Source organism: Nitrospiraceae bacterium, assembly GCA_020632595.1.
In the GTDB taxonomy this organism is placed as follows: Bacteria; Nitrospirota; Nitrospiria; order Nitrospirales; family UBA8639; genus Nitrospira_E.
In genome coordinates this window covers 658,182-680,641 of the sequence record JACKFF010000001.1, presented here as the reverse complement: position 1 = coordinate 680,641, position 22,460 = coordinate 658,182, and the positions used below count along the sequence as shown (strand labels likewise).

The 22,460-nt window shown below is 50.8% G+C and carries 24 protein-coding genes and 1 tRNA gene; 7 read left to right on the top strand and 18 right to left on the bottom strand.

Translation table 11 applies throughout. The features are described from left to right. Positions 1 to 18: 18 nt before the first annotated feature. The 4 genes from H6750_03035 to H6750_03020 form a co-directional block, all read right to left on the bottom strand. Complete coding sequence (locus H6750_03035; GenBank protein ID MCB9773287.1) at positions 19 to 768, bottom strand: hypothetical protein; 750 nt, start codon at positions 766 to 768, stop codon at positions 19 to 21. Positions 769 to 1,625: 857 nt separating this feature from the next. Beyond that, positions 1,626 to 3,011, bottom strand: coding sequence for a VCBS repeat-containing protein (locus H6750_03030; protein MCB9773286.1), 1,386 nt, complete (start codon positions 3,009 to 3,011; stop codon positions 1,626 to 1,628). 597 nt (positions 3,012 to 3,608) lie between these two features. Continuing rightward, positions 3,609 to 3,770 carry a hypothetical protein gene (locus H6750_03025; GenBank protein MCB9773285.1) on the bottom strand — a complete coding sequence of 54 codons (162 nt, stop codon included), beginning with the start codon at positions 3,768 to 3,770 and terminating at the stop codon, positions 3,609 to 3,611. A gap of 454 nt (positions 3,771 to 4,224) precedes the next feature. Next, positions 4,225 to 4,578 (bottom strand): STAS domain-containing protein, encoded by a 354-nt coding sequence (locus H6750_03020; protein MCB9773284.1) that lies wholly within the window; start codon positions 4,576 to 4,578, stop codon positions 4,225 to 4,227. A gap of 1,050 nt (positions 4,579 to 5,628) precedes the next feature. On the opposite strand from H6750_03020, the gene H6750_03015 reads away from it, so the two are divergent. Next, a tRNA-Arg gene (locus H6750_03015) sits at positions 5,629 to 5,704 on the top strand. A 472-nt stretch (positions 5,705 to 6,176) separates the two neighbouring features. Here H6750_03015 and H6750_03010 read toward each other — a convergent pair. Continuing rightward, the gene (locus tag H6750_03010) at positions 6,177 to 7,199 is read right to left on the bottom strand and encodes a HEAT repeat domain-containing protein (protein ID MCB9773283.1); all 1,023 of its coding nucleotides are present in this window, start codon (positions 7,197 to 7,199) and stop codon (positions 6,177 to 6,179) included. A 313-nt stretch (positions 7,200 to 7,512) separates the two neighbouring features. Here H6750_03010 and H6750_03005 point away from each other — a divergent pair, with 313 nt between their 5' ends. The 3 genes from H6750_03005 to H6750_02995 all read left to right on the top strand — a co-directional run bounded on the left by H6750_03005 (position 7,513) and on the right by H6750_02995 (position 9,044). After that, complete coding sequence (locus H6750_03005; protein MCB9773282.1) at positions 7,513 to 8,145, top strand: hypothetical protein; 633 nt, start codon at positions 7,513 to 7,515, stop codon at positions 8,143 to 8,145. A 120-nt stretch (positions 8,146 to 8,265) separates the two neighbouring features. Further along, positions 8,266 to 8,631 (top strand): STAS domain-containing protein, encoded by a 366-nt coding sequence (locus H6750_03000; protein ID MCB9773281.1) that lies wholly within the window; start codon positions 8,266 to 8,268, stop codon positions 8,629 to 8,631. A 2-nt stretch (positions 8,632 to 8,633) separates the two neighbouring features. Continuing rightward, positions 8,634 to 9,044, top strand: coding sequence for a PilZ domain-containing protein (locus tag H6750_02995; GenBank protein ID MCB9773280.1), 411 nt, complete (start codon positions 8,634 to 8,636; stop codon positions 9,042 to 9,044). A gap of 220 nt (positions 9,045 to 9,264) precedes the next feature. Here H6750_02995 and H6750_02990 read toward each other — a convergent pair whose 3' ends face one another. The 4 genes from H6750_02990 to H6750_02975 all read right to left on the bottom strand — a co-directional run bounded on the left by H6750_02990 (position 9,265) and on the right by H6750_02975 (position 12,076). Continuing rightward, positions 9,265 to 9,780: a RusA family crossover junction endodeoxyribonuclease gene (locus tag H6750_02990; GenBank protein MCB9773279.1), complete on the bottom strand. Its 516-nt coding sequence runs from the start codon at positions 9,778 to 9,780 to the stop codon at positions 9,265 to 9,267. Between the two features lie 168 nt (positions 9,781 to 9,948). Continuing rightward, positions 9,949 to 10,389 carry a hypothetical protein gene (locus tag H6750_02985; protein ID MCB9773278.1) on the bottom strand — a complete coding sequence of 147 codons (441 nt, stop codon included), beginning with the start codon at positions 10,387 to 10,389 and terminating at the stop codon, positions 9,949 to 9,951. 95 nt (positions 10,390 to 10,484) lie between these two features. Continuing rightward, the gene (locus H6750_02980; GenBank protein MCB9773277.1) at positions 10,485 to 10,832 is read right to left on the bottom strand and encodes a zinc ribbon domain-containing protein; all 348 of its coding nucleotides are present in this window, start codon (positions 10,830 to 10,832) and stop codon (positions 10,485 to 10,487) included. 500 nt (positions 10,833 to 11,332) lie between these two features. Further along, positions 11,333 to 12,076, bottom strand: a complete 744-nt coding sequence (locus H6750_02975; protein ID MCB9773276.1) for a ComF family protein — start codon at positions 12,074 to 12,076, stop codon at positions 11,333 to 11,335. Positions 12,077 to 12,230: 154 nt separating this feature from the next. Between H6750_02975 and H6750_02970 the strand changes: the two genes are divergently transcribed. Then, positions 12,231 to 12,893: an ABC transporter ATP-binding protein gene (locus H6750_02970; protein ID MCB9773275.1), complete on the top strand. Its 663-nt coding sequence runs from the start codon at positions 12,231 to 12,233 to the stop codon at positions 12,891 to 12,893. Positions 12,894 to 12,899: 6 nt separating this feature from the next. After that, positions 12,900 to 13,829 carry a dihydroorotate oxidase gene (locus H6750_02965; protein ID MCB9773274.1) on the top strand — a complete coding sequence of 310 codons (930 nt, stop codon included), beginning with the start codon at positions 12,900 to 12,902 and terminating at the stop codon, positions 13,827 to 13,829. 100 nt (positions 13,830 to 13,929) lie between these two features. On the opposite strand, the gene H6750_02960 is transcribed toward H6750_02965, so the two are convergent. After that, positions 13,930 to 14,220 carry a response regulator transcription factor gene (locus tag H6750_02960; GenBank protein MCB9773273.1) on the bottom strand — a complete coding sequence of 97 codons (291 nt, stop codon included), beginning with the start codon at positions 14,218 to 14,220 and terminating at the stop codon, positions 13,930 to 13,932. 72 nt (positions 14,221 to 14,292) lie between these two features. Between H6750_02960 and H6750_02955 the strand changes: the two genes are divergently transcribed. Continuing rightward, the gene (locus tag H6750_02955; GenBank protein ID MCB9773272.1) at positions 14,293 to 16,869 is read left to right on the top strand and encodes an FtsX-like permease family protein; all 2,577 of its coding nucleotides are present in this window, start codon (positions 14,293 to 14,295) and stop codon (positions 16,867 to 16,869) included. A gap of 51 nt (positions 16,870 to 16,920) precedes the next feature. Here H6750_02955 and bioB read toward each other — a convergent pair whose 3' ends face one another. From bioB to rplU, 8 genes are all read right to left on the bottom strand, one after another. Continuing rightward, positions 16,921 to 17,937: a biotin synthase BioB gene (gene bioB / locus H6750_02950; protein MCB9773271.1), complete on the bottom strand. Its 1,017-nt coding sequence runs from the start codon at positions 17,935 to 17,937 to the stop codon at positions 16,921 to 16,923. Positions 17,938 to 18,009: 72 nt separating this feature from the next. Next, on the bottom strand, positions 18,010 to 18,447 hold the full coding sequence (gene rsfS / locus H6750_02945; protein MCB9773270.1) for a ribosome silencing factor: 438 nt from the start codon (positions 18,445 to 18,447) through the stop codon (positions 18,010 to 18,012). After that, positions 18,435 to 19,106 (bottom strand): nicotinate (nicotinamide) nucleotide adenylyltransferase, encoded by a 672-nt coding sequence (gene nadD, locus H6750_02940; protein MCB9773269.1) that lies wholly within the window; start codon positions 19,104 to 19,106, stop codon positions 18,435 to 18,437. The genes rsfS and nadD overlap by 13 nt, the downstream gene beginning before the upstream one ends. Further along, entirely contained in the window at positions 19,106 to 19,297 is a 192-nt protein-coding gene (locus tag H6750_02935; protein ID MCB9773268.1) for a hypothetical protein, read from the bottom strand. The genes nadD and H6750_02935 overlap by 1 nt, the downstream gene beginning before the upstream one ends. A gap of 238 nt (positions 19,298 to 19,535) precedes the next feature. Then, entirely contained in the window at positions 19,536 to 20,672 is a 1,137-nt protein-coding gene (gene proB, locus H6750_02930; GenBank protein MCB9773267.1) for a glutamate 5-kinase, read from the bottom strand. Further along, a complete protein-coding gene (obgE, locus tag H6750_02925; protein MCB9773266.1) occupies positions 20,654 to 21,673 on the bottom strand; it encodes a GTPase ObgE in 1,020 nt (339 codons plus the stop codon). The genes proB and obgE overlap by 19 nt, the downstream gene beginning before the upstream one ends. 79 nt (positions 21,674 to 21,752) lie before the next feature. Next, positions 21,753 to 22,007 (bottom strand): 50S ribosomal protein L27, encoded by a 255-nt coding sequence (rpmA, locus tag H6750_02920; protein ID MCB9773265.1) that lies wholly within the window; start codon positions 22,005 to 22,007, stop codon positions 21,753 to 21,755. A gap of 35 nt (positions 22,008 to 22,042) precedes the next feature. Beyond that, positions 22,043 to 22,360 carry a 50S ribosomal protein L21 gene (gene rplU / locus H6750_02915; GenBank protein MCB9773264.1) on the bottom strand — a complete coding sequence of 106 codons (318 nt, stop codon included), beginning with the start codon at positions 22,358 to 22,360 and terminating at the stop codon, positions 22,043 to 22,045. Between the last annotated feature and the right edge of the window lie 100 nt (positions 22,361 to 22,460).

Here is a 22,460-nt window from a genome sequence, read left to right as displayed (position 1 = left end):
TGGCTCAAAGGAGTATTTCTAGGTAGAGGTCTTTTGTGTTGATTTTGAGGGTTTAATTCCCTTCCAGATGAGCAGGCCTCCAATCATGATCAATGCCAAGGGAACGAGCATCAATACTAAGAGGTTCCCCTTGGCTTGCCAGGCTGCTGTGCCCATTGTCCCGCCCACAAAAGCCAGCGCGGTACCAAGTGTGATCAGGATGATCCTTATAATGAAGAATACGACATGCTTGACCTTGCTTGGAGGTGCTTTTGGACGTTCTGCTTCTCCACCGAACAGGAATGTTGGTCTCGTGCCCTGGTGGGTGGGCCTTCGTTCCCCCTTGATGCGTGGTCCGCCTGGTGGTTGTTCGTCCCCGTTTTTTTTCCTAATGGGCCCAAGGATTTGAAATTTGATGGCAACAAATCCTTGATTTGCGACAGAGATGGAATCCAGCCTGAGTTGCAAAAATGGCCAGAGGCCTCCAGTCACAATCTGTTTGGCTACATCACCCGGAACATACCCCAGGATATCCCGTTTCGTAGAAAAGATTTGCTCCGATACCCCAAATATCTTGATGGCATGAGGGTCTTGGGGATTGCTCGGTTCTTGTTCCCAATCCAACAGGTGCTTGGAGCCTTGGATAAATTGCCAGACATTGGCTTGCCGATCTTGAATTCCCTGAATCTCAAGGTTTTCATAGTAGATTTCATACCCGACCTGAATTGGGGGCAAGAAAGAAATGCCTTCAGGCATGACAATATTCTGATGGTCTTTTCGTTCCGTCATACTTCAGCGGTGCCTATTTGGTTGATTTAATCGGCAGAAATGGTGACTTCCTCCTCGAAAACATGTCCTTTGTCCTAATTCTTTGAACAGGGTCCTCCCTTTGGGCGTGGCGCATAAGGCTGGACTTCACTCCAATCGAACAAGGTTCCCTACACCATACAAAAATTGGAAGGTAAAGGAAATGTGTACAAAGATTTGTGGGTAATTGACATATTGTCTTGGTGCCGTGTTTGGCGTGACCCACCAGACGGGTAGCGAACCCCATCAAAAAAACATTGGGTTGCAAGGGAAATTGATCAAACCAAGGTCTCATTTCTACCCTGGTTCATAAGGGCTGGGGGAGAGTGCCATGTTGAATCTGAAAGGACACCCATAAAGACATGGGGATTCATGAGTCAAAGAGGAAAGAGTTTGTTGGGAAAGTCCGATTTTACTTTCGTTAATGGGATTGGGAAAGAGTTTCCAATGGGAATGAGAATCATCACGTGAAGATGGAGGTAGGATTATTTCTCAATCCACATAAGAAGAATTGCGGCAAAGAGAATGAGCCACCACCGAACACTCAACGAGAGTTTTTCTCCCTCGCTTTGGTAGTAAAAACGTTTGTCCATCTCATGTCTCCTCAGTTGGTGATTTTCAAAATACAGGCGCTTGCTCATGCTGACCATTCCACTTAGGACCTACATTCCGGGCAGGGGTTATTGTGGGGTGGCCTTTCTTCAATGAACAACTGGGTGAGAAAAAAGAGCCCGCCCCAATGTGGGCCAGGCCCTTGGGAGACCAAAGAAAGAAAGCGTGGCCCTCCTAGTGTTCAGGCCTTATTCTTTCAGTGATTCAGCGAGTGCGTTGTCATCGCTCTAAGGTTGAATGTCCCAGGAGGGGGAGACTGTATCAGGAGAGCCGATGCCAATCAGGGTTACCCCATTCATCAGCCAGACTTTCACCTCCCCTGTGGAGGTATTCTTCAAGACCACGTCCGCCTTCCCATCCCCATTCATATCTCCCACCTGCTCAATCTTCCACGCCGAGGCGATGCCGCCCAATACTTTAGAGGACGCAATGGAGGTCCCATTCATCAACCAGATGGCCACGATGTCGCTTGTGTCATTCTTCCAAATAAAGTCGGCCTTCCCAACCCCATTGAAATCGCCAACACCCCCAATTTCCCAATCCGTGGAGGTGCTGCCGGGAAACCCCGTACCGGTCACAGTGGTCCCATTCATCACCCACACGGCCACGGCCCCATTGCTGCCGTTACGCCAGATGACATCGGCCTTGCCATCCCCCGTCATATCGCCGATCCCCGCAATCTGCCAGTTGAGCGGTACCCCGCCCGGGAAGGCAACCGAGGCCATGGCGGTCCTATTCATCAACCAGATAGCTGTGTTGCCGTCACTGCTATTGCGCCATATCAGATCGGCTTTGCCATCGCCGTTGACATCCCCGACGGCCTGAATGACCCAGGTGGTTGGCGCGCTACCTGGAAAACCCGTGGACGTCACGGTCGTGCCGTTCATCAGCCAGATTGCCACCGTGCCGTTGGTACTATTACGCCAGATGACATCAGCCTTGCCATCCCCTGTCACATCGCCGATCCCCGCGATCTCCCAGTTGAGCGGCACCCCGCCAGGGAAACCGACCGAGGCCCGGACTATCCCGTTCATCAACCAGATGGACGTGCTCCCGGTGTTTGTGTTGCGCCAGATCAGGTCGCCCTTCCCATCTCCATTGAAGTCGTAAGGCGTAGGTATGGGTAAAACAATAGGAGGAGGGACAGCCCCAATCCTGGTATCTGTTCCGGTCTGAGTCCACTGACAGGTATCTCCCACGAGATCCTGACCGGCAAGCGTATAGGTCAAGGTATTGCCCACAAGGGAAGCGGTTAAAGTGGATGTGCCGCTATACCAAAACCCGCCATTGAGGGTAACCACATAAGGACATGACGCATTCACTGTTCCATTCGCTGCTACGGTTCCTGAGCAGGTCACTGTTTGTACAGCGGTAAATCCGTTAGCAACCACGGTCTCCACTTGTATTACGCTCCAGTTGGCGCCTATTTGGTTGGTAATACTGTACGTGTCCCCTCCCGGATCATGGTCGGGTCCATTATCATCCGGATCCTGACATCCCGTTGCTGAACCACTACTCGGGCCATCTTTCCAGGTGCCTCGGATATCCGGCACTGTCCCCGCATGCAGCCTCTCTATGGCCAAAGGCAAAAAAGTAATCCATTCGCTAAACACACGATCACCCGTAAATATGTCAAATTTTGGGGGTTCATGTGAAATGCCTCCTGTTGAATCCCTAACAGTCGCTTTCCACCGTTGAGTCCGAAATAAGCAAAAAATAAACCTTTTGTAGAACACAATGCTTATGGGCGTTAATCTCTTATAGAAATGCAACTTTGTGGAGGGGGGAGCATGCAAAGACGACCTGTCGCACGGGGAGTCTTTGTAGAAAAAATGTCCAAACCATGATATTACTTTGTCCAACCACTGCATCTTATCTGCTACGACAGTTAGGGTTAGCATCTTCCTGGTTAGATCAGGTCCATTGGTTTCTTGCCATCCCCATTAAGAGGTAGTGCTCGATTTTTGTCACGATCATTAAGGGAAACAACACAATCATTCCAACCTGGGTTTATCCATCATGAAAGAGCTGAAGGAGAGGGCCAGACATTGCATTATTTTTCAAAATCTGATGACAGGATTGTTTGAGGGATTGCAGGTTAAAGGGCTAAGAAGAGAAGCCTTGAGCGCTTCCCCCACAAGCAGCCGAGGGGCTGGCAGGTCTAAATTACCGGACATTGCCAGTACCGGCATTTGATATCCCGACCATCGTCATTCATCGAGCATGGTTCCCCCGTTTATCAGGGGCATATGCATATGCCCATCCAGCAAAATTTCGCCAACCGTATGATTCATGGCCATATTCAGACCTTCCGGTCCATTTCTGGCTACACAGACGTGATCTTCCCAATCTTCAAAAACCGTATTCAGCAACTCTGCCACCGAAGATCATTTTCAACCACCAACAGACACGGACGGGTTTTCCTGGTATGCAGGGAATCATTCACGGAATCATGCGTCGGGTATAATGTGTTCATTCCTGAATTCTTCATGTCATTTCTCCTATATGGAGAAGGAGACAACAGTTGCATGAGAAAAGTTCATTCTTTCGAATTGCTTACATGCATCTTCAATCGGGTGTTCGTAATTCCGGGTTCTTCAGCATTTTTCCTGGAGCATCGGTAACAAAGGTATGGAGAGTGCTTGTCTGGAAATTACTGGATACCAATGGGGAAAGGGATGGCTCACCTCTACTGACATCATGGGCGGTGGTCCGATTTCTTGCTCAGTAAATCAAGGGTTGCGGGAATAGCTATTCCAAGAAATTGGGGAGGATAATTCAAGAGGAGGTCTTCCACCCTTTCTGAAAGGCAGAAAATTGGATTGTTCATACGTAAGGAGTCTGAAGTTGAGCCTCCACAGCTTCTTTTTCAGATTGATAAATAGGAACAATTTCTGAGAGATGGGTCGACTCTAAGAGATCTTTGACCGTCGGTTGCGGGCTGACGATACTGAGGTGCACGTGATTGGGTCTCATCTTGTGATACCAAAGGAATAATTGCCCTAATCCCATTGAATCAATCCAGGTAATCTCAGAAAAATTTAAAATGATATGTTGACAGCCCATTTCTTTTGCTCCGAGGATGGCGACTTCAAGGCCTAACTTGGAACTGGCGTCGAAACTGCCTGAGAGGTCAAGAATTTTCGTGTTGTGCTGACAATGCTCTCTAACGGCAAGCATGGCTTCTTCCTCCCTTAATTTTTGATTCCCATATGACTAGCGGAAATTAATTTGCTGATACTGTTATTTCTGGACCTGTCGAAAAGAGATCTTGACGATGTTTTATTGACAGTTGACGCTCACAGGAGATGGGCATCAATTCCCCAGACAGGCTAAAAGAAAATACGTATTTCCCATCGAGGACGTCCACAACTAAAGGAAGGACGGATTCGGCTAAATTTAAAAGAATTGTCATTTTGTAGGCTTGCCGCCGAACCGCATGGACTTTCTTTCGTCTTCGTAGTCCGGTTTAAGGCCAGGATGTCTGAGCCATGTGCCAACTTTATGAGTACTCACCGTGAGTCAGGTCGGAGCATCAGCGTTCCGGTTGAAATGACCAGTCACTACGAAGAATCTCCTGTTGAAAGACGCATATGAAAATCTGGTATTTCGGAGTGGTTCCGGTTGTCCCCATCTGGGATATGGCACACCAGTGTGCCATCAGATGGTAAGATGGAACCCGTTATGTGCGGCGATTCTAAATTTTGGGCAGGATTTTTGTGTTTCCACCCTCGAGCATGAAGTTCAATAGGGATTGGCGGTCGGATTAACGGGAGAACGAACGAGGAATAATCTCAAGTGGGAAATCAATCTTTGACACCATAAGAAAAATATGTTTCTCCAGGCAAGATGATCGGACATTTCTCCTAATTAAATTGTGGCCTTTCGCACAAGAATTGGCCTATCCGGACCTTATTAATCTTTACGACCACCTCAAACCAACCGAATGGTTCAAGCATCAAAATTTGTAAGGATGGGTGGTCCTGGTCCTATCCAACGAATTGACGCGTTTAGGAAAGAACGGGTATAAGGCTGGTTGTTACGGAGAGAGATTGACCCCTTATTTAAAATTTCCGCCCATAAAATTAGGACAGGAAAAGTTAGTAAATGGTAGAGTGGATTTCACCGAGGCTATTAAGAGGGACGGTTTTTCCGGGTTAGCATTTATTTTACGCTAGTCAGTTGACCCTGCTTGACGAACTCACCTAACGTATTGAAAATTCAGTAAAAGCGCCCGTAGCTCAATGGATAGAGCACTTGACTACGGATCAAGAGGTTACAGGTTCGACTCCTGTCGGGCGCACCATCATCGGTTATTCATTGTTAGAACCCCTCACATATTTTTTCCAAATCCCGACGTGTTGATTTGCTGTGCGCAAGATTGAGGGGCCTCCAGTCATCTGAGCCTTCTGCTTGCTCTTGTCCGTATGGCCTGTGAGTTTTTCGTAATTCCGATCCGTCACCACCCTGCGAGCTGGTTTAGGAAATTTGGTCTGGTAGGGGGAATTTAAATTCAGACCTGCTCTATCCATAAAATTGTCGATCCTCTGAAAAGCGGTCAAGGGGTTCAGTCTCTCAGCGTTTTGCTGCTGGGAAGTCCGGGATATGTGTTGAACAGGTAGTCAATTTGACAATGATTTTAAACGGATGCGGTTTGGTGAAGAGGGAGAGAAAAGGCGACTTCCGGAAATTTTTTGATTCATTTTTTAAAAATGAGAAGAGTCTTGGATGAAATTCTCAGATATGGTTTTCCCCAGGCTGAATTATCCACGTGTGATTCATTCTGCGGTGTGAGCGCTTGGACTGAGTTGCCAGAGGCTCCAACTCAACATTTTACGGAGAGCCATCATGTCAGGACTGGTGGAAGGGTTGGTCCAGGTTTTCAGGTTTAGTTTTTCCAAAGGTTGAATCGCACGTCGATCCCCAAGGTTCCCAAGGCCTTTGACGGCTTCCGTTTGTATTTTGGGCTCTTCTGTATCCAAAGCTTTCATAAACTGGGTGAATAAGGGGGGAGCATTGCTCTGGGTGGCAATGGCGCTCAAGGCTTGCATAGCGGCTAATCTGTGGTCCGAGTTCGGAGAGGATTCCAGAAATGAAGCCAAGGCAGGTATAGCCTTTTCTCCTTGTTGCCCAAGGGCCGCCAGGGCTGTCGGTGTCAGTGCGGGGTTGGTGAGCGCTTGCTTAAGGGCTTCGAAGGCTTGATCGGAAGCCAGAGTTCCCAAAAGTTTGAGGATTGTTGTTTGCCGGTCAATATTGTCGGAGGATTTCTGTAAGAGCATCAGCAATCTTTCGGCTTGTTCCCACTCCGCCACCAGATACAATGGGAAATTATCTTGTTGCAGTCGGGTGTTTAGAGCAGTCATGGCGAAGGTTCCCGTATCCGAGGCTCCTGCGATTTCGGCAGCCTTACTGGTATCTTCAAATGAGGTGTGAACATCCCAGTTCCAAGGAGGAAATTGTTCTCCATAGCGATAAGAAATATGGCAAGCAGGGCCTTTCCATAATCGTGAAGTTAGGGCCGGACTCGTATTCCGGTGTTTACTCGGGCCCGTGAATGTCTGTCGTTCTTCGCATTTCACCCGAATGATCGCATCGTGAGGCTCTTCTGGAGTAGCGACGATGGTAAATCCTGTTTCGGCCAATCGGTCGGTGACGGTCTTTGTAATAGCCGTGGAGTCCTGGAGTCCCCGCTCCGTGAGCGCGATGGTTTCGACCACTAAAACTTGGGCTGATATCAGGGGATGAACCGGATGAGCCTCCAGTGGTGTTTGTTGAGCCCAGGACGGTGAGGAAAGACCCATCAGACAGGAAATTCCTCCGACTATTGGCCAAAAGACGAACAGAGGTGTGAAGAGTGTGCTCATATGGTACGGACCTTGGTGTTCGGGTGAATGAAAAAATGAATTGTGTCGTGCACGAGTCTACTGTGTCCTTGAAGCCGTCGGTAAGAACGGGAAAAAGGGGGTTCTTAAGGCAAGAATCTGTGGTCTAAGTAGAGACTCAAGCGGAGAAATCTGGAAATGGCCACCCGCTTTTTCCTATCTTATCAGGCATTCAAGTCTGAAAAAAACTCTGAGTGGCAAAAAGGTGCAGGTCAGGGAGGTAAATATCGCGATGGTTTCAAAAATTGAATCGTGCCTATATGCTGTTCAACGATGGGGCTTCTCTTTTCTCATTGGCATCGTGTCGATGGGAATTTGCCCTGTTTCGGCCCAAGTCCTCCTCACCACGGATTTTGAATCGGGGACCCTTTCTGACTGGACGGTATTTTCTACCTCCAATGGAACCTTAGGGGGCAAGGGATTTCCTACCGTTGCCCTGTGTGATTTTGGGAACCCAGGTTCTCCCTCTTATTGTCTTCAGGTCCAAGTCGGCCAGCTTCATTTTGCTCCTGCCCATGACGTGCAACAAGGTGGAGGGATTAGTCTCACTACAATAACAGATCCCGGCCTCATTCAGCTCTCAGCCCGTGTGGGGGCTATCTACCATTCACCAGATTATAAAAGGAATCTGAACGGGGGATTGTTTGAATGGATTGTTGATGATCAAGTCATCGCCGATCTCAATGTCGGTCCGATGGAGGATGGCGGCACGGTTCAGCACCATTTCATTGGAACAGTCCCTGTGACAGCAGGTCGGCATACCATCCAGCTTCGCGTGACCCGTCCCTTTCAGAGCGGTGCCGGCAAGCCGTCACCGGTTCAGTTTATCGATGATGTCATGGTGGAACTCCTTTCCCAACCCTGAAAGGCCTCGTCAAGCTTATTGAAGATCAAACATATTCTTTGCCGGCATGCCGGGTTAAGAGTGGAGGAAGGAAAACCGATACAAGAAGATACCACCCAATTCACCCCGAAAGAATCTTCTATGGTTATTTCCGAACGGAGTCTCAGCCACGATACCCTGGTGGAGACTTTTATGGGTCGATTTGATCAACATGCCAGACAGGATTTTAAATGGCGGATTGATCATGCCATTCTGCAAGGTTATCGGTTTGTGATGTTAAATATGGTGGCTGTATCATTTATTGACAGCGCTGCCCTCGGATGGTTGGTTCTCGCCCAACGGCGCTTTCAACGAATTGGTGGCAAGCTGGCCATTATTTCTCCCATAGGGTTTGTTCGGGATGTCCTGGAAATCACCGAAATTGGGGAATGGATCCCCATCTTTTCCAGCGAAGATGAAGCCTTGAAGATCTTTGAATCTAACAAAGAACATCCAGCGGAGTCCTGACGATGGGAACATCGACCGCACTGAGACAAGACCTCTGGCAACCGATACCAATTCCTCAAGGAGATCGACGGTCGTTTCGCCGGATGTCCGTCAAACCCTACCAAGTGCTTCCGGTTGCCATTCGTTATGGGCAAGACACAGTGTGTCGGGGCCGTGTGCTCAATCTCAGTCCTCAGGGTATGCTCGTTGAATTCCCCGACAATCAAATTCCTCCTGTGCTAAGGGGGACGCGGGTGTCTGTCAAACTGCATTACCTCGGCGACAGCATTTGGTTGCCTGGACTTGTCCGGCACTGCAAGGGCCAAAAGATGGGATTTTTGTTCCCGGCCCTGACCAACCATCCTACGAGAGCGGCCAAGCACCCATTGACCATCGTTCTGCATTCTCTCTCTCGCGCAGTCACCTCTATCTAATTTTTCCGCCTTTTCTACCATTTCAGCGATTTTGCGGATCAAGAGTAGATATTCATCTCATTACTGAACAGAGCGGTCTCAGCATGAAGCGTCCTCGCCCAAGCCACCACTCATGACCGATTTCTTCAGTTAATTGAAAAGTCCAGTCTGGTGAATCCGGATTGGAAGGGCCAACGGCACATGGAATGTCAGCCGTTAGAGAGGATAGAGGATCCAGGTTTCAATGAGGATTATAGGCTGTTGAGGACTGAGGCGCAGTTCGAGGACCTGCTTTGCTGACCATCGAGAGTTTTTTGGACGATCGGATTGTCCTGGCGATCGGTTCCTGAATGGCTAATAGGCATTCCAGGCGGGGACGGACAGAATCCAGGTCTTTGTGGAGATGAATTTCGGTGATGCGGTTGTCATTTAAATCGATGGCCTGGCAAATGGCATCTTGCGCGATTTTGAGTCCGCCATCCAGATCCCGTCGCAGGGCTGTTTTGAAGTGGAAGCGAAGAGAAAGGCTAAGCGTGTGGTTCTCCAATTGCTCTAAAAATTCCGTCCGATGAGATGATTGCCGCAAGATGGTGAGTAAGTGTCGGGCCACGGCGGTCTTATAATGCCGGCCTGGTGAGGCCAGGACCCTCCGGCCGTTGACGGTGGCGTATTGATGGTTGATGCTGGGTGGAAGCGGCAAGACAACAAAAAGTTCGCGAGGAGACAGAGTATCGCCGCCCAAATTCGACCAATCCATCCCGGAATCTGCAGTTCTGGCTTTTCTTTTATGACTGTGGAGGAGGACTAGGCCACCCTTCCCTTTGGACTGCAACAGCTTGGGAAAGGAGGGAATACGAATAGTTCTCAATGGGGCATCTATGAAAGGGGTATGGTATCGGTGGTGGAACGAGAAGCAAAGGGTCTGTTAGAGGAGGCTCTGAATTTTGCTCATGCTGTGTTCAAAGGTGTCTTCGTTTACATGGACAAAACGTCGCCATTCCGATGGATTCCACACTTCAAGGCGATGAAACATGCCCACTAACACCACTTCTTGATCCTCATCCACCGGGACGAGTTTGCGAAACCGGCCCGGGATGAGGATGCGACCTGCCTTATCCATTTCTGATGCGGAGGCTTCCGAGACCATGTGATACATGAAAAGACGTCGTTGGTCTTCATCAAGAGATTGTTTGGCGTTTTCCAGGATCTTGGCCCACTCCGGATTAGTATAGGCGGAAACAGGCATGTCCTGTCCCTTGAGGAACATCAGACTATTCCCGTGAATTTCGATTTCTTCACGGATAGGACTGGGGACGACAAATCGTCCTTTTTCGTCGATTTTACAATAATATTGTCCAGCAAACATGCAGAATGTTCCTTGGATCTCCTGAACGTCCTATCTGTGAGTGTAGCTTACCGAAAGTTTAAGAAAAGTCAAGTAGTTTTGCTTGAGTAGTCGAGCTAATCGCCCTCGGTGGCAGGCATCCCCATATCCATATCGTCGGTGTCCATCGAGTCCATGGCCTCGTCCATGTCCTCTCCTAAGTCTTCCCCCATCTCCTTTCCCATTTTTTTCATGAAGCGTGCCATGCTCTGTGGATCGTTTTCGTCCAGGTCCCCGAAGTTACTGGGATCGGCCAAGGCTTCCATCCTGGCTTCTTCCGATTTGGGTGCAGCGAAGCGGGACATGATGCGTTCCAGGTTGGTACTTCGGCAATGCTTGCAGGATGGAACTGGAGCGTTCGAGGTGAGGATTAAAAAGGAGTTGCGCTTCCGGCAATCCTGACAACGGTATTCGTAAATGGGCATTGAGTCGTTCCTCCTGATCGCAATGTACGGGCTGTATATATCGCAAAATGGTCTCTTTGGGAAGAGTCGAAAATTGGTTTTTAGGGATCTAAAGGTCTCCAATATGGTAATAGGGCGGAGGTATCGGACTTACGGCTTATTTTTCTTAGGTCCTCATAGAAGGGGCTGGTGAAAAGGGCCAATCGAGAAAAGACAGGCAAGAGGAGAAGAAAGTGAGGTGGGGGTATTCAGAGAAAACCCCCAGCAGTCTATCGATGTTGGCAGACTATTTGCCTCGATCTCCACCAGGGATCGGCAACAAATACCTTACTGGAGTGTTGAATAATAATAATTTTCAAGGGCATATTAACCCACAGGTACGCTGCATATCAGAGGCCTCGGGGCGTTCAAAATAGTCCGTCCAGGAAGGCCGCAGTCATTTTTGCGCACAGAGCGTACTTCCAGTACGTGAATACGGATAAATGGCGAGAACGCCGCTGGCGGCTTTTTTCAACAGCCCCTTACACCATTCTGGCAAGTGTCAGCCCATACACCGGGCCTGAGCCGGCACGCCGAAGCGTTTTGGCGCATTCCTGCAGGGTTGTGCCAGTGGTTAAGACATCGTCCACCAATAAGATTCGTTTGCCCTTGATACGGGCCGGCTTGGGGACAGAAAAAGCCCGACGCAGATTCGTGAGTCGTTCCTTCCTTGATAATGAGGTTTGAGGGACTGTGGGACGAATCCGGAGTAAACACGCCAGGAAAAGAGGAATCCCCAGGTGGTGACTCATTCGGTTTGCGAGCAGCAGGGATTGATTGTATTCACGTTCTCGTAAGCGTTGCGGATGAAGGGGGACTGGAATGATGGCATCTAGGGTTGGTAAAGCGGGCAAGGCTTCAACCATGGCTTGGGCGAGTGGTTGAGTCAGAGACAGTTTTCCCCGGTATTTGAAGAGGGTAATGGCTTCTTTTAGTGGGGGTTGGTAGGGAAAGAGGCTCCAGATTTGCGTAAGAGCCATTGGTCGTGCGCGGCAGGCTCCGCACTGATGAGTGGGACTATGTAATAGGGCAATGGGAGAGGCAAAGGGGCGTCCACATCGTGGACAAACCGGGCCTGGAATGGGTTTCAGCCTATCCCAACACCGGCGGCAAAAAAACGGAACGGGATCGTCCTGCAAGGGATTCTGACAGCCGGCACAGGCGGTGGGAAAAATGATATGCAGGAGCCTTCGGAGTAGACGTGTCGTGGTAAATGGTGGAGCCATGGAGGCGAACTTTCCAAGCTGAGGTCAACCGTGGAGTATGCCTAATGATTGTGGAGCGCCTTGGTCCATTTACCTTCGTTATGATATAGGAGAGATAGCGAATATGCCATGATTCAAGAGCCTTACTGAGGGCATAAATTTCTGATAGGTTCACGTGATTCAGTTTCAACATGTCTATAAGGAATATCAGCGCGGATCCACCTCGGTGGTGGCGTTGCGGGATGTCTGTGTGGACATTCAGCAGGGAGAATTTTGTGCGCTCATGGGGCCCAGCGGGAGTGGAAAAAGCACGCTATTGCATTTGGTGGCCGGGCTGGACTGGATGACGTCCGGAGATATCCTGCTGGATGGGCGTTCCTGTCTGGGGTTTGGTGATCAGGAATGGACCCGATGGCGTCGGGAGGAGGTGGGGATCGTGTTTCAAGCTTTCCATCTGATCCCGGGATTGACGATCGAAGAAAATGTAGCCCTTCCCTTGCGTTTACGAGGTGAGGAAACCGGAACAATCCGAACACGAACCGCTGACATGCTGGAGCGGGTAGGGATGAGTCATCGGCTGGGTCACCGGTCGCATGAATTATCCGGAGGAGAGCAGCAGCGGGTCGCGCTTGCCAGGGCCTTTGGGCATCGCCCTCGACTGATTGTGGCTGATGAACCCACCGGCAATTTGGATGGTGAAACCGGAGAAAAAATTGTGTCCTTGCTGCGTCAATGTGCGAAGGAATTTGGCCAGACGGTGCTCTTGGCCACCCATTCATTACGTGCCGCTCAGGCAGCGGATCGGATCGTCTCGATTCGAGATGGACAATTGGAGTAATACAAAATGGATCTTTCAACAGTCATTGCCGGTGTGTCGTTTCCCTTTGGCGTGATGAACGCGTCAGGAGCCTTGTGCGTGACGCCGGAAGAACTGGAGGCGTTGGGCATGTCCCAGGCCGGTGCGATTGTGACCAAATCGATGACGCCGCGAGCCCGTGAGGGGAATCCTCAACCGAGGTATGTGGCCTTCGACGGCGGCTCGATCAATTCGATGGGCCTTCCCAATTTAGGATTTCCCGTCTACGCGAAACTCATTCCAGAGTTGAAGCGGTTTGGGAAACCCGTCATCGCCAGTCTGGCCGGCCTTCATCCCGATGATTTCCTGGAAGGCGCCAAGGCCCTAGAGATCGCTCGACCGGATTTGGTGGAAGTGAATTTGTCGTGTCCCAATATTCCCGGTAAGCCACAGATCGGCTATGACTTTGAGGAAACGGAACGGTTGTTAACAGAAATTCGTGCGTTGCTGACAGTGCCGTTCGGAGTGAAACTCCCGCCCTACTTTGATCCGATCCATCATCAGAAAATTGCTGAGGTGCTTCAGCGAAGCGGGGTCGCGTTTGTTACGGTCATCAATTCAGTGGGCAATACCCTGGTCGTTGATCCGGACCGGGAAATGGTGGTGATAAAGCCCAAAGGCGGATTTGGCGGATTGGGGGGTCGGATAATCAAGCCTGTGGCCCTGGCCAATGTTCGCGCATTTTGGAAGATCTGGGGCGATCAGATTCCTATTATTGGCACAGGTGGGGTGGAACACGGGATTGATGTGTTCGAGCATGTGTTGTGTGGCGCCTCGGCGGTTCAGATCGGCACAGTGCTGGTTGAGGAAGGTTGCGAGGTGTTTGCAAGGCTCCAAGGGGAGATTGCCGATTGTCTGATGCAAAAAGGTTATCCGTCATTGATGGCGTGTCGAGGGAAATTACGGGAGATGGAGTGAAGAGCAATGCGATTGAACGCCTTCACAGGGTGAAGTCAACAAATGCGTTCAGCTGCATTTTCAATGCTTAATGAGCAGGCCGGGTCGAGATGCATGCCTCTCAGGTCTTTGTGGTTGGAGTCGTCGGGCCTTGGGGGATGATGCGAAGCGCAATGGCTTGCCGGAGTAATTGAGCCACGTTTCTGACCCGTAACCGGCGCATCAAGTTGAAGCGGTGGACTTCAACTGTTCGCACGCTAATATCGAGCTTCTCACCAATTTCACGATTGGTAAAGCCTTGAGTTACCAGGCTCAGGATTTCCTTTTGGCGCGCGGTGAGAGATTGTCCCTCGGAATTTGATTCCAAGAGTTCTTCTGGTGATTCCGATTCAGTCACTTTCCCTTTTGGCATGTTGAGTCCGTGCCCCACGCATAATTTTCTAGTTGTTTTAACATACGTCCATTACTTCCGACAACCGCTCCCATGATACGAATTCTTCTTCTATTGGTCCTTGACCATGTGCGCCATCAGCCCTTCCGAGCCTTTCTCACAGTGGTCGGGGTGGCGATCGGGGTCTCGGCCTGGTTGGCCATTCGTCTGGCCAATGGCGCAGTGTATCAATCCTTTGAGGATTCGGTGGCGTCCGTTGTTGGAAAGGCGTCCATCACCCTATCATGCGGGTCGGGGGGGATGGATGAGTCAACTATCGAGGAGATTCAACGTTTTCCAGGGGTCCAATCGGCTCAGCCCGTTCTGAAAATTGAGTCCATGATCCAAGAAGGCCCCTCCACGGGGCACACGCTGGTGATTTGGGGAGTCGATCTTCTGGACTATGAAGGGCTTAGGCCATCAGGGGATTCGGCAAACGCGATCACGGACAATCAGTGGAAACAGGTCTTTTCGCCGCAGACGGTCTTTTTGGGGGAAGAGTTTGCCGGGGAATTAGGGCTGCGCGAAGGGCAGACACTGACTGTGACGAGTCAGGGTCTTTCCCATGATCTGATCGTGGGGGGGCTGTTGAGGTCCTCCGACGCTCTTCTCCAAGGCACCGAGCGACAGGCAATCATGGATATAGCAGCAGCCCAATGGGTGTTTGGTTGGTTGGGACGTCTGCATTCCATTGCCGTCGTTCCTGAACCTGGCGTGTCGGGGGCCACCCTCATCCAAGCTTTGAAAACTGTGGTGCCGCCGGATATCCGAATGAGTCAATCCTCCAGACGGACGGAGCAAGTGGAATCGATGTTGAAAGCCTTCCAGTTTAATCTCACCATGCTCAGTGGAATTGCGCTGTTAGTGGGAGTGTTTCTGGTCTATAACACGATGGCATTTTCGGTGGCACACCATCGTCGGGAGATTGGCATTCTCCGGGCACTCGGCATGGAACGGCGAGCCATCACGGGCTTATTTCTCTTGGAGTCTGGCCTGCTCGGCCTTGTGGGTGGAGTCTTGGGCTCCTGGTTCGGAGTCTCCCTGGCCGGCGGGTTGACGACGCTCATCGGGCAAAGTGCCGGCGAATTATATGGGGTCACGTCTTTGGCGGTGTCACAGGTTCATCCCTGGCTGTTAGTGGAATCGATAGGGATTGGCGCCGGGGTTTCCCTTCTGGGAGCGCTCCGCCCTTCCTGGGATGCCAGCACGATTGCCCCGGTTCAAGCCTTGTCGGTGGGCCAATCCGAGGATGAAGAATCTGTTTCATACAGGAAGTCAGGGTGGATTGTGGTGATCGCCTTTTGTGGAAGCGCCGCCTTGAGTACCATGGCCCCTGTGGACGGTATTCCGGTCGGAGGGTATGCCGCGGCGTTTTGTCTTCTGGTGGGAGGAACGGCCCTGGGGCCTGTGCTCTGCGGGCTGATTCATGAGTGGAGGAGAACATGGCAAAGCGGGCAATGGGGCCTCCTTCCGTCCCTCGCGGCGGAACAGATCAGCCGCAATCCCGGTCGGACCAGTGTGACCATGGCGGCGATTGTCGTCGGGTTGGCCATCATGGTCGGGGTGGGCATCATGATCCAGAGTTTCCGGAATACGGTAGACATCTGGATTGAGCAAACGATGCTGGCGGATATCATCGTGGCGCCGGTGTCCTGGCTAGGGGACCAAGAGGGCGGGAACGGCAAGCTTGGTCTGCGGTTGTCTCTAGTCAAGACGGTGATGATGGTCCCAGGGGTCGAGGCGGTTGATCCCTATATGGAAACGACGGGGGAGGTTTCAGGGGAGTCGGTGTCCTTGGTCGCACGCGACATGGCCCTGCATGCCGCGCGCAGCCAATATCTGTTTGTGACAGGTGATTCCACTCCCATCTTACAAGAAACGATCAAAGATGAAGGCGTGATTGTGTCTGAGGTATTAGCCGGGCGGCTGGGGCTGACGGTAGGAAGTCATATTGACGTGAAGACGCCTTCAGGACCAGAGGCATTTCCGGTCAAGGGCATTTTTTATGATTATGCCACCGATGGGGGAAAAGTGGTCATGGACGACCAACTCTTTCGTCGGTATTGGGGGGAGTCTGACGCAACCGTCTTTGCGGTGTATCTCAAGGCCGGTCAGTCGCTCCCGGTCGTGCGACATGAGATCGAACAGGTATTAAAAAATGACGTCCCCATCGTCACAATCAGTAACGGAGAATTGAAAACAGAGATTCTTGAAATTTTTGACCGGACGTTTCGTGTCACCTATGTGTTGGAGTTGATTGCCCTAAGTGTGGCGGTGCTGGGGATTATCAATACCCTCATGACCGCCATCACCGAACGCCGTCGGGAACTGGCCACGTTGCGGGCCTTGGGCATGAGTCGCCCGCAAATCCAGAGTCTGATATTCTGGGAATCCGGCTATGTGGCCGGCTTGGGTGCCGGCCTGGGCATTTTTGTGGGATTGGCGCTGTCGGTGTTGTTGATTAACGTCATCAATAAGCAATCCTTTGGATGGACGATTCAGTTCACCTTGCCATGGGAAACGTTGGGAATGGCTCTACTGGTGGCGTTGCTGGCCGCATTGCTGGGGGCGTGGGGGCCGGCCAGGTGGGCCAGCCGGCAGGTTATCGCTGAAGATTTGAGATATGACTGACTCGTAAGAGTCTATGGATGAAGGATTATTAGGAGGCCGCAGTTTGGGCAATCAGGTTGAACAGGTTTCGGTTTTTGGGTTTTCGGCGCCCTCGTACTTCACTTCTACCGTAAAGCCCAGGTCTTCGATCATTTTCCAGACTTCCTGATGGGCAAGGCCCGGCGTGGTCAAATAGCCATCCACGAAGAGGGAGTCGGCCACGTAAAGGGCCAAGGGTTGGAGCGAGCGAAGGTTTCTTTCTCGTCCACCGGCTGCCCGGATTTCCGTTTTGGGGTGGAAGAACCGGAAGAGGCAGAGAATTTTTAAACAACGGGTGGGTGTGAGATTTTTCATTTCGTCAAATGGGGTGCCTTCGACCGGGTACAACATGTTTAAGGGAATGGAATCGGGTTGGATGTCCTTCAACGCCAAGGCAAGGTCCACCAGATCTTCGTCCCGTTCGCCCATGCCGACGATACCGCCGCTACAGAGTTCCAATCCGGCGGCGCGGGCATGTTTCAGGGTGTCGAGACGATCCTGGTAGGTGTGTGTTGTGCAAATAGCAGGGTGATAGGCTTCACTGGTGTTGAGATTATGGTTGATACGATCGACTCCAGCCGCTTTTAACTGGCTGGCCTGCTCGCCATTCAAGAGGCCTAGTGAACAACAGATTTGAATCGAGAGTTCCTCTTTAATCTGTTTGACGGCGCTGGTGATGTGTGTGATTTCCGATTGCAAGGGGGAGCGGCCACTGATCACAATGCAATACCGCTGAGCTTTGGCTTGTGCGGCCCGTCGAGCGCCTTCCAGCATTTTTTCCGGAGAGACGAGTGCGTACCGTTCGATGGGGGCGGTGGAAATGGTTGATTGGGAACAATAGTGACAATCTTCCTGACAGGCTCCGCTTTTGGCGTTCAGCAACATTTGCAAACGGATGGTGTTGCCAAAATATCGTGAACGAATCCGATAGGCCGCATTGACCAGATCGAGCAGTTTGTCCTGAGGGGTGCCTAGAATGGCCAAGCCTTCTTCCCGGCTTGGGACGATTCCCTCCAGCACGCGATCTGCCAAATCTTGAAATGCGATCATGGGGTTCTCCATTATTTTGCTAAAAAATTCGATTTCCACCCTAGGGATAAAAAATTAAAACCTTCTTGTTGCTTATGAAAGCCTGGCGACTTTTCCGGGTGCTTTTGGGGCTTGTGCGACCTGTGGAAAAGGTTTACGGCTTTCAGGAATAGAAATTTGTGGAGCGTCTGCCCACATACTTTCTAAGGCATAATACTTCCGGACGTCTGATTTAAATATATGGACGATGATGTCTCCATAGTCGAGTAATATCCAATTGGCCGTTTCTTTTCCCTCAATATCCGGGCTTAATTCATAACGTGTGGACATGACCTTTTCAATGAAGGAGGCAATCCCTCGCACCTGGCGTTCGGAATCCCCTGAGGCAAAGACGAAATAGTCTGCGATTGACGTCATTGCTCCCACATCAAGCACCAACACCTCTCCTGCTTGCTTCTCTTGAGCCGCTTGAGCGATGAAGACCGCCTGTTCGAGGGTAGGAGATGGTTTCGGGTGGGTTAGACGGGCCATTGGTACAATCGATGGCGAATTATATAGGACTCTACCGTGGGCGGCAACCAGTGGCTGACGCGAGAACCAAGGGCCAGTTGCTCTCGAATTGTCGAGGCCGAGATCTCGCACGGTGGTACGGACAGGAGATAAAGTGTTTTTCCAGAGGGGAGTAAGATGTCCAGCCGGGTCGTATCCTGTTGGTCAAGGCTTTGAAGTGCTTGAGGCTTTGCCGCAGGTAGGAACGGCAGGGCCTGAAGTTGTGTGAAGGCAGCCCCGGGTCTTGAGCAGACAATAAAATGACACAGGGTGAGCAAATGGTCCACCTGCCTCCAACTGCAGAAATCCAGAAAAGCATCAAGCCCCACAATAAACCCCAACTCCGTTCCCTCGGGGCATTCATTTTTAAAATGAGTGACGGTGTCGACACTGTAGGACACTGCCTCAGATTGGATTTCGTAATCGGATACCGTGCAGTAGGGAAACGGGGCAACCGCTTGCTGCACCATTGCGAGCCGGTGATGGGCCTGCACCAGGGAGTCCGATGGTTTGTGGGGAGGATCCCCCGTCGGAATGAAAATTATCCTATCGAGCTGAATCGCGTTGTAAACATACTGGGCAATATGCAAATGCCCATTGTGGATGGGATTGAATGAGCCGCCTAGGAGGCCGATAAACATCAGGCTAGATTTTTCTCATGTGGAGAGTGTTGAAAAAGGCCGGTAGCGGCGTTCCCTGCCTTCCTTCGCCGGGCCTCCTTCGGGGAAGTAGCCATAAAGGCTGAAAGCGGCTTCGCGTCTACGCGTTGAAGCACGCTTCGACGCGCAAGCGCGCAGCCATGTTGGTCCTTGGCCGTGCTCACCAACTCCACCGTACCCTCCGCTCGTCCAAGCGGCTGCGGCCTTCCCTTCGAGAAGCCTCAGGGCAGTTCTGGAGAGGTCTTTTTAAATACTCCACCATAATTCTCTGATGCGGCTCGGTCACTCCTATGCTGGGGAAACAGCAATATTTTTGAAATATTCCTCAGATCCATGTGTAATTTTTTGAAGATAAAGGCGATCTACACCTGTGCCAATAGAGCATTGTACATGAGCCGGAAGTCACGTCGCTTATGAGACCTGGCGCTTCGTCAGAACCAGATTATCCCGGTGAATGACTTCCTCATACTCCAATGAGCCCAGGAGTTGCCTGATATCTGACGTTTTTTTCCCCTTGATGCGGTGGAGGGTTTCGGCTGAATAATTCGTGAGTCCCTGCGCGAACGGCATTCCCTCCCGGGTGGCGCAGGTGATGGGGTCTCCTGTCAGAAAGATACCTGAAATATCCAGAATGCCTGAAGGTAGTAAGCTTTTTCCTCGAAGGGTGAGAGCGGCTACCGCTCCTTCGTCTAACCGGAGCTCCCCTTTAGGTCGAAGCGTATAGGCAATCCACTGCTTTCGACTGGTCAGAGGTGATTGGTCTGACACAAAAAATGTTCCTCCCGGCTTTCCGTTAAGAACATTTTCCAACGCATGGGGAGTTTCTCCGTTTAATAAGAGGGTCGGGACTCCAAAGCGTCCTGCCTGTTTGGCAGCTCTGATCTTAGTGACCATGCCTCCACGGCTGGCTTGTGTTCGGGAAGTGCCGGCGAGATCTTCAATGTCCTTGGTGACATTAGCAACCAGAGGAATTAATTCTGCCGATGGATTGAGGTGAGGATCCTGGCTATAGAGCCCATCGACATCTGATAAAATCACCAACAGATCTGCGTCAACCAGGTGGGCTACTTCCCCAGCGAGGGTATCATTGTCACCAAATCTAATTTCCTCGATAGCCACGGTATCATTTTCATTAATAATCGGAATGACCTTTAGCTGGATAAGGGTATTTAAGGTATGGCGTGCATTCAGGAATCGTCGACGGTCGGATAAATCCTGGTGAGTTAAGAGGACCTGGGCAATCTTGTTTTTCGTTTCTTCAAACGCCATCTCATAGGCTCGCATGAGCCGGCTTTGTCCGACGGCAGCGGCGGCTTGCTGAAGGGGTAATTCAGCGGGATAGGGAAAAATGGCGAGGTGTGAAATACCCGCCACGATGGCTCCGGAGGAAACCACGACAATTTGTCGGTCCTGAGCCTGCAGCGTGCCCAATTCCTGGGCTAAACGGTTGATGCGGTCGAGACGGAGACCGCCTTGCGAGGAAGCCACCAGGCTGCTTCCCACTTTGACGACGATCCTCTTGCACGCCGCTAGCACTTGCTCGCGCATGAGGTCTTTGCTTCCAGAACGGCTTTTCCTAAATAGGTCACGAGTGATGGAAGGCCTTCCCTGGTAACGGCCGAAATGGGAAAGAATGGATAGTGGTGTGCGCTGCAATATCCCCGAAGGGCTTCCAAGTGCTGGCCGTTTCCCTGAGAATCAATTTTTGTCGCCACAATGGCAAATGGCCGTTCAAGGAGTTCGGGGTCAAAGGCCTGAAGTTCCCTTTGTAAGGTTTCAACGATCTCGACGGGATCTTCTGAAATCCATTCGGTGATATCGACCAGATATAACAAAAAAGCGGTTCGCTGGATATGTCGCAGGAATTTAATTCCTAACCCTTTCCCCTCGTGAGCGCCTTCGATCAATCCTGGAATATCGGCTACGACAAACGACGAATGTTCCATCCATTCCACCACTCCCAAATGAGGCCGAAGGGTGGTGAAGGGATAACTCGCAATTTCTGGATGTGCAGAAGAAATCGCTGAAATCAAGGTGGATTTTCCGGCGTTAGGAAGGCCAACCAAGCCGACATCGGCTAACAGTTTTAATTCCAGATTCACCCATCGCTCTTCGCCGGGAGTCCCTGTCTCGAATTGACGAGGTGCTCGATTCGTTGACGTGGCAAAGCGTGCATTGCCCTTTCCGCCTTTGCCGCCTTTGGCCGCAATGGCGGTTTGTCCTTCTGTAATAAGGTCGGCGATGATTTCCCCGTCCTCGGTTTTTACGAGAGTTCCGACAGGAAGGGGAATTACGATATCGGAGCCATTGGCTCCGTGGCAGTTGCTCTTGAGGCCTCTTACGCCGGAAGTGGCCTCATAATGCTTTTGATATCGCAGGTCCAGCAAGGTTGAGACTCTATTGGAGGCCACAAAGACCACATCTCCTCCATCACCGCCGTCGCCACCGTTGGGACCACCAAATTCGGCAAATTTTTCTCGTCGAAAGCTGCAGTGTCCGGTGCCACCGTCACCCGCTTTGATGAATATTCGTGCTTGATCAATAAACATACTGATCCTCAAATCCTACCGGACTTATCAGGGAAAAATGAAGGTGATGAATTGAAAAAGCAGGAAATGGGAAGGGAAGCTAGACGGGCGGATAGACGCTCACCTTGCGGCGGGCGATTCCTCCTTCAAACTTAACGATCCCGTCTACTTTGGCAAAGAGGGTATAGTCTTTACCAAGTCCGACATTCGTCCCAGGAAAGAATTTTGTTCCGCGTTGACGAACGATGATGCTTCCGCCGCTCACCTTTTCGCCCGCATAGGCTTTGACGCCTAAATATTGTGGATTGCTATCGCGACCGTTGCGGGATGATCCGCCACCTTTTTTATGTGCCATGAGTCAAACCTCCAAAAGAATTCTAAAGACCAATATTAGGCAGATGCCAAAATCTCAGTGATTCGGACTTGCGTGAATCCTTGACGATGGCCCTTGGTCCGTCGATAGTTTTTTCGTCGTTTCTTTTTGAAAATGGTAATGGATCGGGTTCGCGCATGTCGGATAATCTCTCCTTTGACTATTGCATCTGTAATCATGGGAGAGCCGACAATAGGCGTTTGTTCGGTTTGGACAAATCGCACTGAGTCGAATTGAACGATCGACCCGACATCCCCTTCAAGTGATTCGACTTGTAGGATACCGTTCGGTTCCGCCCGGTATTGTTTTCCACCTGTTTCGATAATTGCATACATGTTTTTTAGCTCCTTAACAAACGAACATTTTGCCAGTATGTTTACATTTATGTCAAGATTTTAGTATATCATCACGCGTTCTTGATGCTTAGTAAAAAAA